This window comes from Niallia endozanthoxylica, from assembly GCF_008710145.1.
In the GTDB taxonomy this organism is placed as follows: Bacteria; Bacillota; Bacilli; order Bacillales; family Cytobacillaceae; genus Bacillus_BD; species Bacillus_BD endozanthoxylica.
The window spans coordinates 54,019-68,608 of record NZ_VYKL01000026.1 but is presented as its reverse complement, the minus strand read 5'-3'; the positions used below and the strand labels follow the sequence as shown (position 1 = coordinate 68,608).

The 14,590-nt window shown below is 37.7% G+C and carries 16 protein-coding genes; 3 read left to right on the top strand and 13 right to left on the bottom strand.

Features of this window, described 5'->3' with window-relative positions:
* Nucleotides 1–17: 17 nt before the first annotated feature.
* The gene (locus F4V44_RS16695) at nt 18–1,721 is read right to left on the bottom strand and encodes a methyl-accepting chemotaxis protein (RefSeq protein ID WP_150441155.1); all 1,704 of its coding nucleotides are present in this window, start codon (nt 1,719–1,721) and stop codon (nt 18–20) included.
* Between the two features lie 280 nt (nt 1,722–2,001).
* Between F4V44_RS16695 and F4V44_RS16690 the strand changes: the two genes are divergently transcribed.
* The gene (locus F4V44_RS16690) at nt 2,002–3,273 is read left to right on the top strand and encodes an ATP-binding protein (protein ID WP_150441154.1); all 1,272 of its coding nucleotides are present in this window, start codon (nt 2,002–2,004) and stop codon (nt 3,271–3,273) included.
* A 163-nt stretch (nt 3,274–3,436) separates the two neighbouring features.
* Here the strand turns inward: F4V44_RS16690 and F4V44_RS16685 are convergent, their stop codons facing one another.
* The 3 genes from F4V44_RS16685 to F4V44_RS16675 all read right to left on the bottom strand — a co-directional run bounded on the left by F4V44_RS16685 (nt 3,437) and on the right by F4V44_RS16675 (nt 5,429).
* Nucleotides 3,437–4,216: a TPM domain-containing protein gene (locus F4V44_RS16685; RefSeq protein ID WP_150441153.1), complete on the bottom strand. Its 780-nt coding sequence runs from the start codon at nt 4,214–4,216 to the stop codon at nt 3,437–3,439.
* Nucleotides 4,216–4,791 carry a LemA family protein gene (locus F4V44_RS16680; RefSeq protein ID WP_150441152.1) on the bottom strand — a complete coding sequence of 192 codons (576 nt, stop codon included), beginning with the start codon at nt 4,789–4,791 and terminating at the stop codon, nt 4,216–4,218. Before F4V44_RS16680 ends, F4V44_RS16685 begins: the two co-directional genes overlap by 1 nt.
* 188 nt (nt 4,792–4,979) lie before the next feature.
* Nucleotides 4,980–5,429, bottom strand: a complete 450-nt coding sequence (locus F4V44_RS16675; RefSeq protein WP_150441151.1) for a DinB family protein — start codon at nt 5,427–5,429, stop codon at nt 4,980–4,982.
* Between the two features lie 236 nt (nt 5,430–5,665).
* On the opposite strand from F4V44_RS16675, the gene F4V44_RS16670 reads away from it, so the two are divergent.
* The gene (locus tag F4V44_RS16670) at nt 5,666–6,259 is read left to right on the top strand and encodes a hypothetical protein (RefSeq protein ID WP_150441150.1); all 594 of its coding nucleotides are present in this window, start codon (nt 5,666–5,668) and stop codon (nt 6,257–6,259) included.
* A 110-nt stretch (nt 6,260–6,369) separates the two neighbouring features.
* Here the strand turns inward: F4V44_RS16670 and F4V44_RS16665 are convergent, their stop codons facing one another.
* From F4V44_RS16665 to F4V44_RS16640, 6 genes are all read right to left on the bottom strand, one after another.
* Nucleotides 6,370–6,834, bottom strand: a complete 465-nt coding sequence (locus F4V44_RS16665; protein ID WP_150441149.1) for a DinB family protein — start codon at nt 6,832–6,834, stop codon at nt 6,370–6,372.
* Between the two features lie 179 nt (nt 6,835–7,013).
* Nucleotides 7,014–7,376 (bottom strand): group I truncated hemoglobin, encoded by a 363-nt coding sequence (locus tag F4V44_RS16660; RefSeq protein ID WP_150441148.1) that lies wholly within the window; start codon nt 7,374–7,376, stop codon nt 7,014–7,016.
* A gap of 153 nt (nt 7,377–7,529) precedes the next feature.
* On the bottom strand, nt 7,530–7,826 hold the full coding sequence (locus F4V44_RS16655; protein WP_191090730.1) for a ferredoxin family protein: 297 nt from the start codon (nt 7,824–7,826) through the stop codon (nt 7,530–7,532).
* Entirely contained in the window at nt 7,826–9,121 is a 1,296-nt protein-coding gene (locus F4V44_RS16650; protein ID WP_150441146.1) for an FAD-dependent oxidoreductase, read from the bottom strand. The genes F4V44_RS16655 and F4V44_RS16650 overlap by 1 nt, the downstream gene beginning before the upstream one ends.
* Complete coding sequence (locus F4V44_RS16645; RefSeq protein WP_150441145.1) at nt 9,105–10,139, bottom strand: electron transfer flavoprotein subunit alpha/FixB family protein; 1,035 nt, start codon at nt 10,137–10,139, stop codon at nt 9,105–9,107. Before F4V44_RS16645 ends, F4V44_RS16650 begins: the two co-directional genes overlap by 17 nt.
* Before the next feature lie 2 nt (nt 10,140–10,141).
* Nucleotides 10,142–10,966 (bottom strand): electron transfer flavoprotein subunit beta/FixA family protein, encoded by an 825-nt coding sequence (locus F4V44_RS16640; protein WP_150441144.1) that lies wholly within the window; start codon nt 10,964–10,966, stop codon nt 10,142–10,144.
* A 296-nt stretch (nt 10,967–11,262) separates the two neighbouring features.
* Here F4V44_RS16640 and F4V44_RS16635 point away from each other — a divergent pair, with 296 nt between their 5' ends.
* Nucleotides 11,263–12,426 carry an acyl-CoA dehydrogenase family protein gene (locus F4V44_RS16635; RefSeq protein ID WP_150441143.1) on the top strand — a complete coding sequence of 388 codons (1,164 nt, stop codon included), beginning with the start codon at nt 11,263–11,265 and terminating at the stop codon, nt 12,424–12,426.
* Nucleotides 12,427–12,493: 67 nt separating this feature from the next.
* Here F4V44_RS16635 and F4V44_RS16630 read toward each other — a convergent pair whose 3' ends face one another.
* The 3 genes from F4V44_RS16630 to F4V44_RS16620 form a co-directional block, all read right to left on the bottom strand.
* Complete coding sequence (locus tag F4V44_RS16630; RefSeq protein WP_150441142.1) at nt 12,494–13,321, bottom strand: glycerophosphodiester phosphodiesterase; 828 nt, start codon at nt 13,319–13,321, stop codon at nt 12,494–12,496.
* Nucleotides 13,322–13,555: 234 nt separating this feature from the next.
* Complete coding sequence (locus F4V44_RS16625; protein ID WP_150441141.1) at nt 13,556–13,774, bottom strand: YdbC family protein; 219 nt, start codon at nt 13,772–13,774, stop codon at nt 13,556–13,558.
* A 147-nt stretch (nt 13,775–13,921) separates the two neighbouring features.
* Nucleotides 13,922–14,395: a CarD family transcriptional regulator gene (locus tag F4V44_RS16620; protein WP_150441140.1), complete on the bottom strand. Its 474-nt coding sequence runs from the start codon at nt 14,393–14,395 to the stop codon at nt 13,922–13,924.
* Between the last annotated feature and the right edge of the window lie 195 nt (nt 14,396–14,590).

Here is a 14,590-nt window from a genome sequence, read left to right as displayed (position 1 = left end):
GATCTTCCGTCCTTTCTTTATTTTGTTTTAAATTTTCTAATGATTATCTGAAGTTCATCTGACATATTTGCCAGAATACTTGCTGAAGCAGAGATTTCTTGCATAGATGCCAATTGTTCATCCGTTGCGGCAGATACTTGCTGTGTACCAGATGCAGCCAACTCAGCAACATCTGTTATTAATTGCATAGAACGTACCATTTGTTCTGTTCCTGCAACCATTTGTTGAACAGCCGTTGATACTTTTTGAATCTGTTCACTTACTTCATTGATTGATTCCTCAATATTTTCAAAGGAACCCCCTGCTGTATTGACAATTCCTATTCCTGACGCTACTTCCTTTGAAACAACCTCCATTGATACAACAGCCTTGCTCGTCTCATCCTGAATGGCTGAAATCAACATAGAAATCTGTTTCGCTGACCCCGCGGATTGTTCTGCCAGTTTTCTCACTTCATCGGCAACTACCGCAAATCCACGGCCGTTCTCACCTGCCCTTGCTGCTTCGATTGCAGCATTTAAGGCTAACAAATTCGTTTGGGCAGCAATTCCAGTAATGACCTCGACAATTTGTCCAATCTCCTCTGAACGAATGCCTAATCCTTTTACTGCTTGAGCAAGTCCAGTTACCGTCTCTTGAATTGAATTCATCTGCTGCACTGCTGTTTTTATGGCATGTCCACCCTCTGTAGCTTTCTCAGAAGCATTCTTTGCCGTAGCCGTTACATTTTGAGCATTATTAGCAATTTGATAGACACCTTCGGAGATTTCTTTCACTGTTTGTGAGGTTTCTTCTACACTCTCTGTTTGCTTATCCACACTTAGAGCCATTTGACCCATTGTAATGGAGATTTGCTCTGTTGCATGACTCGTTTGCATCGCAATTTGATGCAAATCCTCTGAGGATGTTGCAACATGTTCAGCACTAGAACTAACCTGTTGAATTACTTCACGAAGATTCTTTGCCATAAAGTTTAATGCATTACCTAGTTCTCCTATTTCATCATTGTTTTTCGTTTCGATATTCTTAACTGATAAATCTCCTTTTGCAATAGCTTGTGCGTATTCTATTAAAATAGTAATTGGTTTCGTCCTTCTTCTAATCATCCAAATGGTAATGATACATGCAATAATCATAGGAAGCAGACCTAAAGCAACTGTTCCCTTTACTGAATCCCAAGTTCGTTCCGAAACAATCTTTGCATCGAAATCAATCGCATTGTATGCAATGATTTCTTTATTTGGATCATGATCCTCAAAAATAGGAGCATACCCTGTTAATCGTTTCATACCTCCAAACTCATAAATCTCAGAATAATGCGGATGTTTTGTTTCTTTAATTATTTCAATTAGTTCTTTATCAATATAGAATTTGTCCCCCGCATTAAAGCCTTGCTTTTTCAAGTTGTCATCAGCAACTACAATGGTACCATCCAAAAGGATAATATATTGATTTTCAAAAAGTTTCTTATGATCAACTGTCCAACTAATCGTCTTTTCCAAAGCTTCTCTTGTTTCTTCATCGCCATTCAACACTTTCTTAATATCACTAGGAGAAATCAATCCAGTTGTGATATTGGCACATCCCACAGCCTCAATTCCTGCTGCCTCATATGTATTTTTATACGTGACCCAGTAATTCGATAATGAGGTAATCAACATTGAAACAAATAACACACAGACAATGATAATACCTAACTGCCAAGTTATCCCTCTTTTCATCTATTTTTCCCTCCTTTTTTGCTCATTCATTTTGTAATACCTGTAATAATCAGAATAGTACTTTTTCACTATCTATTAAGTGATAAATATCATACCTTTTAATGATATCTCGGTATAGTATATGAAATCAATAATAATTTTTGAATTAATAATAATATTTTCTATATCTTTTTAACTATTACTAATAAAACAATATTTTCATCTAGTAAAATACTTTTTCTCTTGATATATTTTATTATATACTGCGACAATTAAAATTGTTTAAAGGCATGGTGCACCTATGGATCTTGTAACCAAAGACTTACTCATTAACTTTTTATTTATTCTTCTTGTATTATGCTTAATGCAAATCCTTTACATGATTAAATACACCTACCGATTAGAACATGTACGAGACTGGACTCTCTCATTATTTCCAATTATGTCACTGATTCTGTGTATGATATTTCCTGTCTATACGAATGAACATTTCATTTGGGATTTACGTTGGATACCCTTTGTTCTCGGAGGACTCTACGGTGGTTATAAATTGGGATATTTACTCATCATTTTAACCCTCGTTATTCGATATATTCAGGGCGGAGATGGTTTTTATCCTACCATGATCACTTTCACCATTATGGGATTTGTGATTATTTATTTGTCCAAATTTTATTCAAAATTGCAGCTTAGGCAGAAAGTAGGCTTAAATATTTTCCTAACTTTTGTAGGTCTGTCCTTTACGCAGCTATTATCAAACATTCTATTTAATTATAAGTTCACTATTGAGTTTTGGTTAGTGCTGGCAGTTATCCATATAATTGGAATGGCTATTACCACTTTCCTATGGGAAGGAATCAAAATGAATTTCCAGGTGCTGCAAAAACTCATTAAAGCAGAAAAGCTGCAAACCGTTAGCCATCTGGCTGCCAGTATTTCACATGAGGTACGAAACCCCCTTACAGCTGCAAGGGGCTTTATTCAACTATTATCGAATGATATCCCAGATGATACGCGGAAACTGTATAGTGATATAGCCTTAAAAGAGTTGGACCGCGCAACAGAAGTCATTAATGATTATTTAACCTTTGCCAAACCTGCACCCGACCGAGAAGAAATAATTAATATTAATGAAGAAATTCAGCATGCTGTTAACGTCGTGATCCCCTTAGCAACCATGAATAGTGTTGAAATCCAACTATCGCTCTTAGATGAGGAGTACTTTACAAAGGGTGAAAGAAAGAAATTCCAACAATGTTTGATTAATATTTTAAAAAATGGCATTGAATCGATGAAAACAAATGGTGAGCTTACGATTTCACAAAGCTTTAAAGATGATCATATTAAAATCGATATCCAGGATGAAGGAGTCGGCATGACGCAAGAACAAATCAATCGTCTAGGTGAACCATACTTTACAACCAAGGAAAAAGGCACCGGGTTGGGAATGATGGTATCCTACAGCATCATAAAAAGCATGCGTGGAACCATATATGTAAACAGCGAATACGGAGAGGGAACCTGCTTTACATTAATCCTTCCAATCTTTCAAAATAAGAGTTATAGCGCTTAGAACCGTACTCTCCAAATCACAGAAGGGAGTGCCTCAAAAGCAAGGATGTCAGGCACCATCATACAGTATCTAGTATCTCTTTGAGTTAATTTACACTAGATATAGATAACTGGAAGTTACCAGACACCTCATGGGGCAGCTCCTCTTTGTTTTGAACTTTCTCTTACCATCCCCTGCTTGCTCCTCCTCCACCGGAAGAACCTCCTCCGCCTCCGCGCGGTCCACCTCCTCCACCGCTTCTGCCGCCGCGGGATAATATGGAAAGAAGTATATGGGTTAAAAACCCGCCAAAAAACTTAAAATCTAAAAACAATATAACAACTACTATAATGAGTAATAGCCACGAGGGAATGCCTGCTCCCTCTGTATTGGATTCCTGGACAGCCGGCAACTCAACCAGCTGCTGTCCTTCTTCAATACCATACTCGGTCAACACTTCATTTGCTAACACTTTGTAGGTTTCCGTTATAGCAAGATTTGGCTCTTTATTTTTTAAGTATGGAATCGTAATATCATCGAGGATTCGACCCACTTTTCCATCTGGAAGCCTCCCCTCTAAACCATAGCCCACTTCAATTCTTAATGGTCTTTCCTCCATCCCCTGAGAAGGGTTCATCCCTAAAAGAACTAGCACCCCGTTATCTTCTTCCGCATCTCCAATGCCATATTGCCGAAACACCTCATTTGCAAATTCTTCAACAGTCCGGTCACCAATAGAATCCACTGTTAAAACAACAATTTGTGCAGTCGTTTGGTTTTCAACCGATCTGCCTATACTCAGTAATTCCAATCTCTCCTGTTCAGATAACACTTCTGCAAAATCCTGAACATAAATATCGCCAACCGGTGGGGGTAATTGAACATCTTCAGCTGCTGCTTTCGCTCCGATTAGAAAAAAGGAGCACAATAGAAATACAATGCTGAAGAAGCGTTTCATTTTCATTATTGGCTGCCCCCAAAGTCAACCTTAGGTGCTTCTTGTGCACCTGGGTCTGCTTCAAAATACTCCTTTTCATCAAAACCTGTCACATTTGCAACAATGACTCCAGGAAAACTTTTTACCTTTTTGTTATAAACAGATACTTGCTCATTATAGTCTTTACGGGCAACCGATAGTCTATTTTCTGTTCCAGCCAATTCATCCATTAACTGAGTAAACTGCTGGTCTGCTTTCAAATTCGGATAATTCTCAACAACTACCAGTAACCGGCTTAAAGCACCAGTTAGTTCTGCATTTGCTGCAGCTTCTTCCTCAGGGGAACCAGCACCTGCCAATCTTGCACGTGCGTCAGAAATCTCTGTTAATACTTCCTCTTCATGCGCAGCATAGCCTTTTACTGTACTCACCAAGTTTGGAATGAGATCAAGACGCCTTTGCAGCTGATTTTCAATTTGTGCATAAGATTGATCAACATTTTCTTCTAAATTAACAAATCCGTTATAGCTTGAGGCTAACATGATCCCCAAAATCACAATGAACGCGACAACTACTCCTATTCCTAATAATCCCTTTCTCATCAACAATCTCTCCTTTCATACGAAGTTTCAGTTTATAGTATATATAAAATTTGGAAAAACTCTTCATTCATATAAATATTTTCATATATTGCTGTCTAAAAAATAAACTTTATTTATTAACATTGTTGATTTTTTAACACAACCAAAAAATAAAAGGCTGAGATCTAATCAGCCCTTTCCGTCTCCTATTAACGATTTTCTGCGAGTTTTCTCATAATATGAACTTGCCCAATATGAGTTAATTCATGAAAGGAAGTAAAGCTTACTAATTCACCAAAGGTGTTATTACCTAATACCGGCTCAGGCATTTTGTCATGAAAACGATCATTCGGAAGTCCTTTAATTTGCTCCAGCTGTGTTTTCAGCTGATTTACAAGAGTATCTACACTTGGTACATCATCTTGCCAAGCAGATGGCTTTGAACCATACCCGAATAATGCATTATATTGTGCAGGAAACTGTTTGTCTTCAGCAAATAGAAAATTGTCTACCGCAGTTAAAATATGTCCTATCTGCCAACGAATCGTATTCGGAAGTCCTTCAAATTGGATATCAAACCATTCTTCCGAGCAAGCCTCAATATCTTTTAATAAACTCCCTCTGCCTATTTCAAATTGCTTTTTAAGTAAGTCACTCATACGAAAACCTCCCGTGTCATTATCTTGTCTAAATGGTATGTAATATGAAAAAAGGAAAAACCACTAAGCTGTACATAAACATTTTATCCATACCGTTTCGTTCAAATACGTTTATTATACAGAAGTGTTTTTTAGTGTACATTTATGCAAATGTTCAAATAATCACTAAACCATATTTAGTAAAACAAGCGCATAGACTTTACTGTTACACATAAATCCTAATAGAGGTGATTAGAATGACATTTGCTGGATTGCTTCGCCTTTTTGGATTAAGTTCAATTATAGGAGGGTTGGCAATAGCACTTGTGCAAGTTTGGTATTATTTTGATCAAGATTCTTTTATCGCAGCCTATTTCGACCAGGTTGGCTACAGTCTTATAGCATTTGGAATCATTGGACTATATTTGTCACAGTATAAAAGTTTTGGAGGCTTTGGTCAATTTAGTTTCATCATCTTATCTCTTGGTATGTCTCTATGGCTTGGGTATAAATGGTTTCAGACCTTCATCGCAGTGGATTTAGAGAAAAGTGCCCCTGAATTACTGGATACAGGTATACACACCGCTGTATTTGGCATGAATCTATCACTTTATTCCTTGTTAATTGGTGCTTTACTTTTCGCACTCGTTTCCTTCTGGAAAGGTGTTCTCTCACGTTGGGGATCAGCTTTTCTTATCCTTGCCGTTTTGGCAATACTCGTTCCATATGGTTCTCTAGTATCACAAATTATTGCAGGAATTGCTTTTATTTTTCTTGGAACCTCTTTATATAAAGGTAACAACGAAGACGTTACGAGGGCAAAACTGAATGCCCAAGCGGGGTGGGATTAATTTTTTCGCGTTGTCTATTTTAATATAAAGCTTTGTTAATTAACATGGTTCGTTAACATAGCCTAATATAAAAAAGCTGAAATCATTTGAATTCAGCTTTTTTCATTTATTTAGTTAGATTTTGCTAATGAAGCTTCAATCGTGCGCTTCATTGCCATGATTTGACCTAAATGATAGGATTCATGAAAACAGCTGAATACAGCAAGTTCTCCTACTGTATGGTTACCTAATAAAGGCTCTGCTAGTTTTTCATTAAACGTTTCATTTGGAAGGTCCTTGATACGATTGTATTGTTTCTCTAACTGCTGAACAAGAACCGCGATTGTTGGAACCTCACCAGTCCAATCAGATGGCTTTGTACCCGGTGCAAAAAACTCATAATACTGAGCAGGAAGATTACCTTTGTCAGCAAATAGGAATTTTTCAGTCACTACTAATACATGCCCAATATTCCAGCGGATATTATTGCTGAATCCTTCTGGAAGAATATCTGCAACATCCTCTGTGATGTCCGCAACTCTTGAGTGAAATCTTGTTCTAATAATCTCATACTCTTTTTTTATTACTTCTCCCATTTTAAAACCTCCGATTTCCCTATCAAATATGTAGAATATAAATTTTTATATTAAACTAAAACTATTATAACAAAATTCTGATAGAATTCATCTTTTATAACTTTTAACCATGACATTTTTATCATGAACAAACAAAATACCGGCTATCCAGAGGAAATGCCGGTATTTGAAGAAAAGCATTACTTGTACAAAATATCATCTTTCAGGGTAGCAACCTTTGTTAAAGCGGTATCAATATCCTTTTCATCGACACCAAAATGAGCGAGTGCATCATGCAAATGATTCGCAATGGCTTGAAAATGTTCTGGCTGCAGATTCATCCCCTCATGTGCCTTTGCCATCGACTGACCAGAATATTGATTCGGTCCGCCTAAAGCAAAGCTGATAAATTTCGTTTGATGTCTGCGTTGCTTTTCCATATCGGTATTATCGAAAAAATGTTTAACACTTTCGTCTTTTAATACTAATTCGTTATAAAAATAATCAACAACTTTGCCAATTGCCTCTTCTCCGCCTACTTTTTCATAAAGTGCTTCAGACATAATCTTTCATCATCCTCCTAATAATTGGTTTCGAGATATTTTGCCAAATATGCTGTTCTTTTATCCTTCTTTCAAGAAAAAAATCCCTGTTAGTCATATTGCAAACATAATAAAAAGGACTAACCTATTGTCAGTCCTCATAAAGAAACCATCTTATCCTAATCTAAAAACAATGCCATGACCGCCTTTCGGGTACTCCCATTGAATATTTTGATGCGGACAGCCAATGCGGCAGCTGCCGCATTCATGACAGCCTTCGTACCCGACATGCATGCGAATATCTTCCCATTTATAAATTTCAGCAGGACAGAAAATTGTACAAATTTTATCCGGACATTTGGTTAGACAAATATCTGTATCTTTTACATGGAGATGTGACTTTGTGTCAGCATTAAAGCGAACAAGATACTGCTTTTCTTCGATAGACTGATAGTTTTTCTGTTCACTCATTATTTCATCACCTTCCAGGCTTTATACATATCACGGGCCAATTTCATTTTATCCTTCGCTCCGCCAAGGCTGCTTATTATATTCTTTTGCTTTTGCCATTTAGATGTTCCATCAACCGTAAACATTTGGCTAAAAGCTTTATTTGCCATTGGAATATACTGCTCAAAATATTGTGGGAACTTATCAAAGTGATGTGTCGAATCTTTATATTTTTTCATATCCTGTCCAACAAATCCATTCAATAGGTTAACCCGGTAGCTGTCAAGCATTCCTTCAGAAAAATCTTCTGCTTCCATTGCAGCAAGTATCGTTTCCGCTGCCAATCTCCCAGATGTCATGGCCAAATTGGAGCCCTCACGGTGAATGGCATTGACAAGTTGCGAGGCATCTCCAATAACAATAACCCCGTCCCCAACGATTTTCCCCATTGATTTATAGCCGCCTTCAGGAATAAGATGAGCTAAATATTCCTGTGGTTCACCGCCTTGAATGTATGGACGGATCATTGGATGATTTTTTACATATTCAAGCAATTCATATGGCCTAATTTTATGCTTAATTAAACCGGAAAGCAGTGTGCCGACCCCGATATTTATGGATTCTTTATTGGTATAAACAAACCCTGTACCAAGGATTCCTTTCGTCGCATCACCAAACAGTTCGATGGTACAGCCCTGATTTTCTTCTAAATTAAAACGATCTTCGATGATTTTTTTATCAAGCTTTATCACTTCCATTGTTGCTAAGGCGACTTCATCTGGTCTATACTCTTTATGGAAGCCCAGCTTCTGCGCTAATAGTGAGTTTACACCGTCAGCTAACACAACAACATCTGCATAAACATCACCTCCTGGCCGGTCCGTACGAACCCCGACCACTTTGCCATTTTCAACAATACATTCTAATACAACGGTTTCATTGATAAGGATGGCTCCCTGCTCTACCGCCTTATCGGCAAACCATTGATCAAACTTCGCTCTTAAAACGGTAAAATTATTATAAGGCTCCTGCCCCCACTCCAACCCTTTATAGCCAACTGTAATCGCAGACTCCTTATCCATCATCATAAATCTTTGTTCAACGATTGGGCGCTCAAGTGGTGCTTCTTTATAAAACTCAGGAATAATATCCTCCATCATTTTTCGATAAAGAACCCCGCCCATAACATTTTTAGAGCCTGGATACTCTCCTCTTTCGATCAGTAATACAGTTGCTCCGCCCTTTGCTAATTCATAGGCGCATGATATTCCTGCCGGACCCGCTCCAACGACTATACAATCAAACTTCTCTGACATGTGTGAGCCCCTCTCTTCTTAAAGCCGTTTTAAACTGATCCATTAATAAAGGTACAATCTCAAATGCATCGCCGACAATTCCATAATGACAGGTATTAAAAATGGGAGCCTCAGGATCCTTATTAATCGCAATAATTAAACTGGAATTCTTCATCCCAACAATATGTTGAATGGCCCCGGATATTCCGATTGCAATATAGATTTTTGGAGTGACTGTTACTCCTGTTTGCCCGACTTGATGAGGATGTTCAATCCAACCTGCTTCCACAACATCTCGGCTGGCTCCTACTGCCCCGCCTAAAACATCTGCTAGTTCACGAACAAGATGAAAACCTTCACTGCTGCCTAAGCCTTTTCCTCCGGCTACAATGATATCCGCTTCATCAATTCGCACCTTTTTTGTCGTTGCTTCAACAATCTCTAACACTTTTGTCCGGATATCATCTTCCTTTAATTGAATCTCTTCCTCTATGATTGTCCCTCTTCTGCCTGACTGCGGGTCCAGTGCTTTCATCACCTTAGCCCGGACCGTTGCCATTTGCGGACGGTATTTTTTACATAAAATGGTCGCCATAATATTACCGCCAAATGCAGGTCTTGAGGCAAGTAATAATCCTGTTTCTTCATCTACGTCAAGCTCGGTAGTATCAGCCGTTAATCCTGTCGGGAGATCCGTGGCAACCGCACTCGCTAAGTCTTTTCCGGTTGAAGTAGCACCAAAAAGAATAATCTCGGGTTTGTATTTATTCGTGCATTCAAGAAGTGCCCTCATATAAGATTCCGTTCGATAGTGCTTAAAGATAGATTGATCATAGACATATGCCTTATCTGCTCCGTATTCAAAAATCGTATGTGACAGCTGTTTTATATTTTCTCCTATGATCACACCAGCCAACTCCACGCCGCGTTTATCAGCAAGTTTCCTTCCGGCCCCCAAGAGTTCAAGCGAAACCTGGGAAATCACTCCGTCTTTTTCTTCAATAAATACCCAAACACCGTTATAATCTTTAAAATCCATCATCATCCCTCCTTTATGCTGAATAATTCTTTCTTTTCGAGAAGGATTGAAAGCAATTCCTCTACCTGTTCTTTAGGACTGCCTTCAATAAAAGCTCCTCCTTCTGGTTTTGGCGGTGCCCATACTTTTGAGACGATTGTTGGAGACCCCTTCAAACCAAGCTGCTTAATATCAACATCTTCAAGGTCATCAACAGACCATATATGCGGTTGATATCTGGCTGCTTTCAACATATTTTGGAACGGGGAATACGGTACTTCATTAATGGTTTTTTCAACTGAAAATAGACATGGTAACGTTGATTGAACAATCTCATATCCGTCTTCGAGCTTTCGGTGGATAATCGCATATCCCTCTTCTTTATTGATTTCAACCACCTTATTCACAGAAGTTAATGGGGGGATATCGAGTCTGCGTGCAATCCCTGGACCAACTTGTCCCGTATCACCATCAATGGACATTTTCCCGCAAATGACCAGGTCAACGGGCTTAATTTTTGAAATTTTCTCCAACGCTTTCGTAAGTGCATAGCTAGTGGCCAATGTGTCTGCACCGGCGAACCGGCGGTCAGTAATTAAATACCCCTCATCTGCACCAATCTCAATACATTTTTTTATCGCTTTTACAGCCGGCGGAGGCCCCATGGATAATACAGAAACCGTTCCACCATATCTTTCTTTTAAACGAACAGCCTCTTCTACCGCGTGGGCATCGTAAGGATTTAATATAGCTGGTGCAGTCCTCCGATCCATTGTATTTGTTTTTGGATTCATTTTAATAATCTTGGTGTCAGGTACCTGCTTAATACAGGCAACTATATGTAGCATGTTACCCCCTCCATCTCGTCACTAGCCTCCTGTATTCCAATCATATGTTGGAAACATGTAAAGCCTGTTTACATTAACTTTATTAATGAACCTTCATTTACATGCGGAATTTTTAGATATTTTTTATATTCTATTAAAAATGATGAATTTTCCCATACAAAGGTAATTAGACCGATTACCTTTCAGCACTAGAAAAACTGATATAATAGATAGATAATTATCGAAGTTTACATGTACTCAATAGAAAGAATGGATAAGCTGTCGTGCAGTAACCATCATTAAAGGAAGTGTAGAAGATGCTAAAAAGACTATTTATTAAAACGGATTTTCAAAAAGAATGGATGGAAAAACTTTTACAGCAGGAAAAAGCCTTTCAGAATCACTCAAAGGAAACGGATGAAAAAGCAACATTTCCAAAGGAAAATGTTCAAGCTCTTATTAGGATGGGATATACAAAGCTGCCCTTGCCTAAGGAATACGGAGGAAATGGTATTTCCATAACCGATATGGTTTTATTTCAAGAAACCATTTCCAGTTTTGATGGCGCAACAGGCTTAGCGATTGGCTGGCATCAAAGTGTGATCGGCGAATTATACGAGAAAAGGCTATGGAAAGAAGAACAGTTGTCCACTTTTGCAAAAGAAGTATGTAACGGGGCACTAGTAAACAGAGCAGCTAGCGAAGCACAAACAGGCAGTCCAACAAGAGGCGGACGTCCCGGAACGCACGCTGTGAAGAAGAACAGCAATTGGGCCATTACAGGTCGAAAAATTTTCACGACCATGTCACCTGTCCTGACCCATTTTCTTGTAACAGCATGGATGGAAGAAAAAGAAGGAATAGGGATTTTCTTAATCGAAAAAGAAGCTGCAGGACTTTCCATTGAGGAAACTTGGGATGTCATGTCTATGAGAGGTACCGAAAGTCATGACCTAGTTCTGCAAAATGTTGAGGTTTCCGAAGAAAACTTTGTTGAATTTTATCAAGCACCAAGAGGAAACAACGTAAATGCTTGGCTTCTTCATATTCCTGCCTGCTATCTAGGGATAGCACAGGCTGCCCGTGACTACGCAGTAAAATTTGCATCGGAATACTCTCCAAACAGTATAAACGGACCAATCAGCCAATTGCCGAATGTCCAAAGTTTAATCGGAAAAATAGACCTGGAGTTAATGAAAGCCCGGCATTTTTTGTATAGTGTAGCTGCGGCCTATGACGATGAGGCATCTCGAACCTTCTTAACAAATGAATTAGGTGCTGCCAAACATATTGTAACTAACTCTAGCATCAAAATCGTAGATCAAGCGATGCGAATCGTAGGGGCCAAAAGTTTACAGCTTTCAAATCCACTTCAGCGATATTACCGTGATGTAAGGGCAGGTCTTCATAATCCTCCAATGGATGATATGACGATAACAAAAATCGCTCAAACAGCCTTAAAGAATTTGGAACACAAATAAATGGGGATAATCCTACCTGCCAAACCTTGTGGTTACACAAAGGTTTGGCAGGTAAAATTATACTCTCTTATTTTTCTAACATAACATAATCAGGATAATCCGTTGCAATAGCATCAATATTATGACCTAGTAGATATTCTGCAGTCTCAGGACTTCTTACTGTCCAAGACAATACCTTCATCCCCTCCGCTTTCGCAGTCCGTACCAAGTCCTCTGTTAAAATTGCATAGCTTGGATTATAGTAGTCAGCATACGAGGAAAAATCTTTTACTGCCTCTACAGTTGCGTTTTCTTTCTTCGATATCAGGACACCAATTGGTACATACGGTAAAAGTCTCTTCATTTTTTTCATCGATTCAAAATGGAACGATTGAATAATAATTTCCTCATTTTTAACTTTATCTAGATGATAACCTTTCAGTATTTTTGCCATATCCTCCTCGATTCCAGGATAGAGCTTCGGAGCTTTTATTTCTATTAAAATACCGATTTTCCCAAGATAGCGGTCTAGCACTTCCTCGAAGGAAGGAATTTTTGCTCCATCAAATTCATCCCCCATCCAACTACCCGCATCTAGATTTTGTAATTCTGCATAAGTCAGGTCCTTCACATACCCTTCTCCATTTGTTGTCCGATTGACTTTCGTATCATGAATAATAACCAATTTACCATCTTTACTTCTTTGGACATCTATTTCAATATAATCTGCTTTCATATCTACTGCTTTATCGAAGGCCATAATTGTATTTTCTGGTGCATACCCCGAAGCCCCGCGATGGGCAATGGTAAACATTTTTCTTACCTCTCCCACTGATTTTGGCACAAACGCAAACTGAATCAAGCTTAAAAACAAAGTAAAAATCAACACAGATTCAAATATAGTGTGTTTCATCATGGCTGTTCAACTCCTATTTGGATAGCGGCTTTACTAAAATTTTATTAAATGGAATTGGAATATATATGTAAAAAATATGTTAGTTTCATGAAAAAAAAGTAAATCAATTTAATACGAATTCAATGAATATAGTAAAATTTCATGTCTAAACAAATGAGTACAATGGCAGATAGTTAAAAAAGCTGTTTAAACTAAGTTAAATACTTAAAAACAGCTTTTTTCTTTTATAGATTATTATTCAATTGAGTTTAATAAGTCTTTTAAAGCTTTTAACTCTTGGTCTGTTAATGTGACTCCTTTTCCCATTTTGCTGTGATCCGGTGCCCAGTCACGTAAATCATACTTAGGTTCTTTGCCATTCCAGCTGATTAGATTCAATTCCTTATTCCAACCTTTAGGTGATGTGGAGATTGCTCCTAGTGTTTTCATTATTTCAAATTTGATCTCTGCCATTTAATTGATTTCCTCCTCCTAGACTTCTGATTTATTCTATTATAAATCATCTTTATTCTTTACAAATAAAAAAGGTACAAAACCAATTGATTTTGTACCTTTTTTACTTATAAAATCTTTCTTGATTATCAACAAATTCCCTTACTGTTAACTAGTTAGTTTTAGGAGATCTGCTGCTTGATTTTCGGTAATATCTTCTACTAAAATCATTTCACTAATCAAAAATCGCTGTACATCATGAAGCATCTTTTTTTCACTTGCATTCAGTGATTTCTCCTTATTTCGCAGTAAGAGATCATGAACGACTTGAAATGAATCACGCATATCGCCTGTTTTTATTTTATCTGTATTTAATTTAAATCTTTCTTTCCACGGCAGTTTATCTTGTTCTTCTAAATGATGAAAGTCCTCTAATATTCCTTCCATTACTTTCTGGTCAACAATTAATCGAATTCTTAGTTTTTCCAAGGAAGTAACAGGGATCATAATGTCCATTTTACTAATAGGAATATTAATGACACAATATTGTTGTATTTTACCTAGTACTGTTTTCTCTTCAATCGCCTGAATGACACCAGCACCATGATTTGGATAAAAAATCTTTTCACCAATTTGGAACAAATCTGCACCCCCATATATATTCAATCTTTATGGTAACACAGAATTAAACAATAATCAAATTATTTATTTTATCACAAGTCTCAAAAAACTGTCAATATATTTTTTTAGTTTATATAAATATTATAACGTCAAATGACAATCCATTGCCGCTATCATATTATTTTCAAGTAAAGCAGATACTTAAACGTATGATTA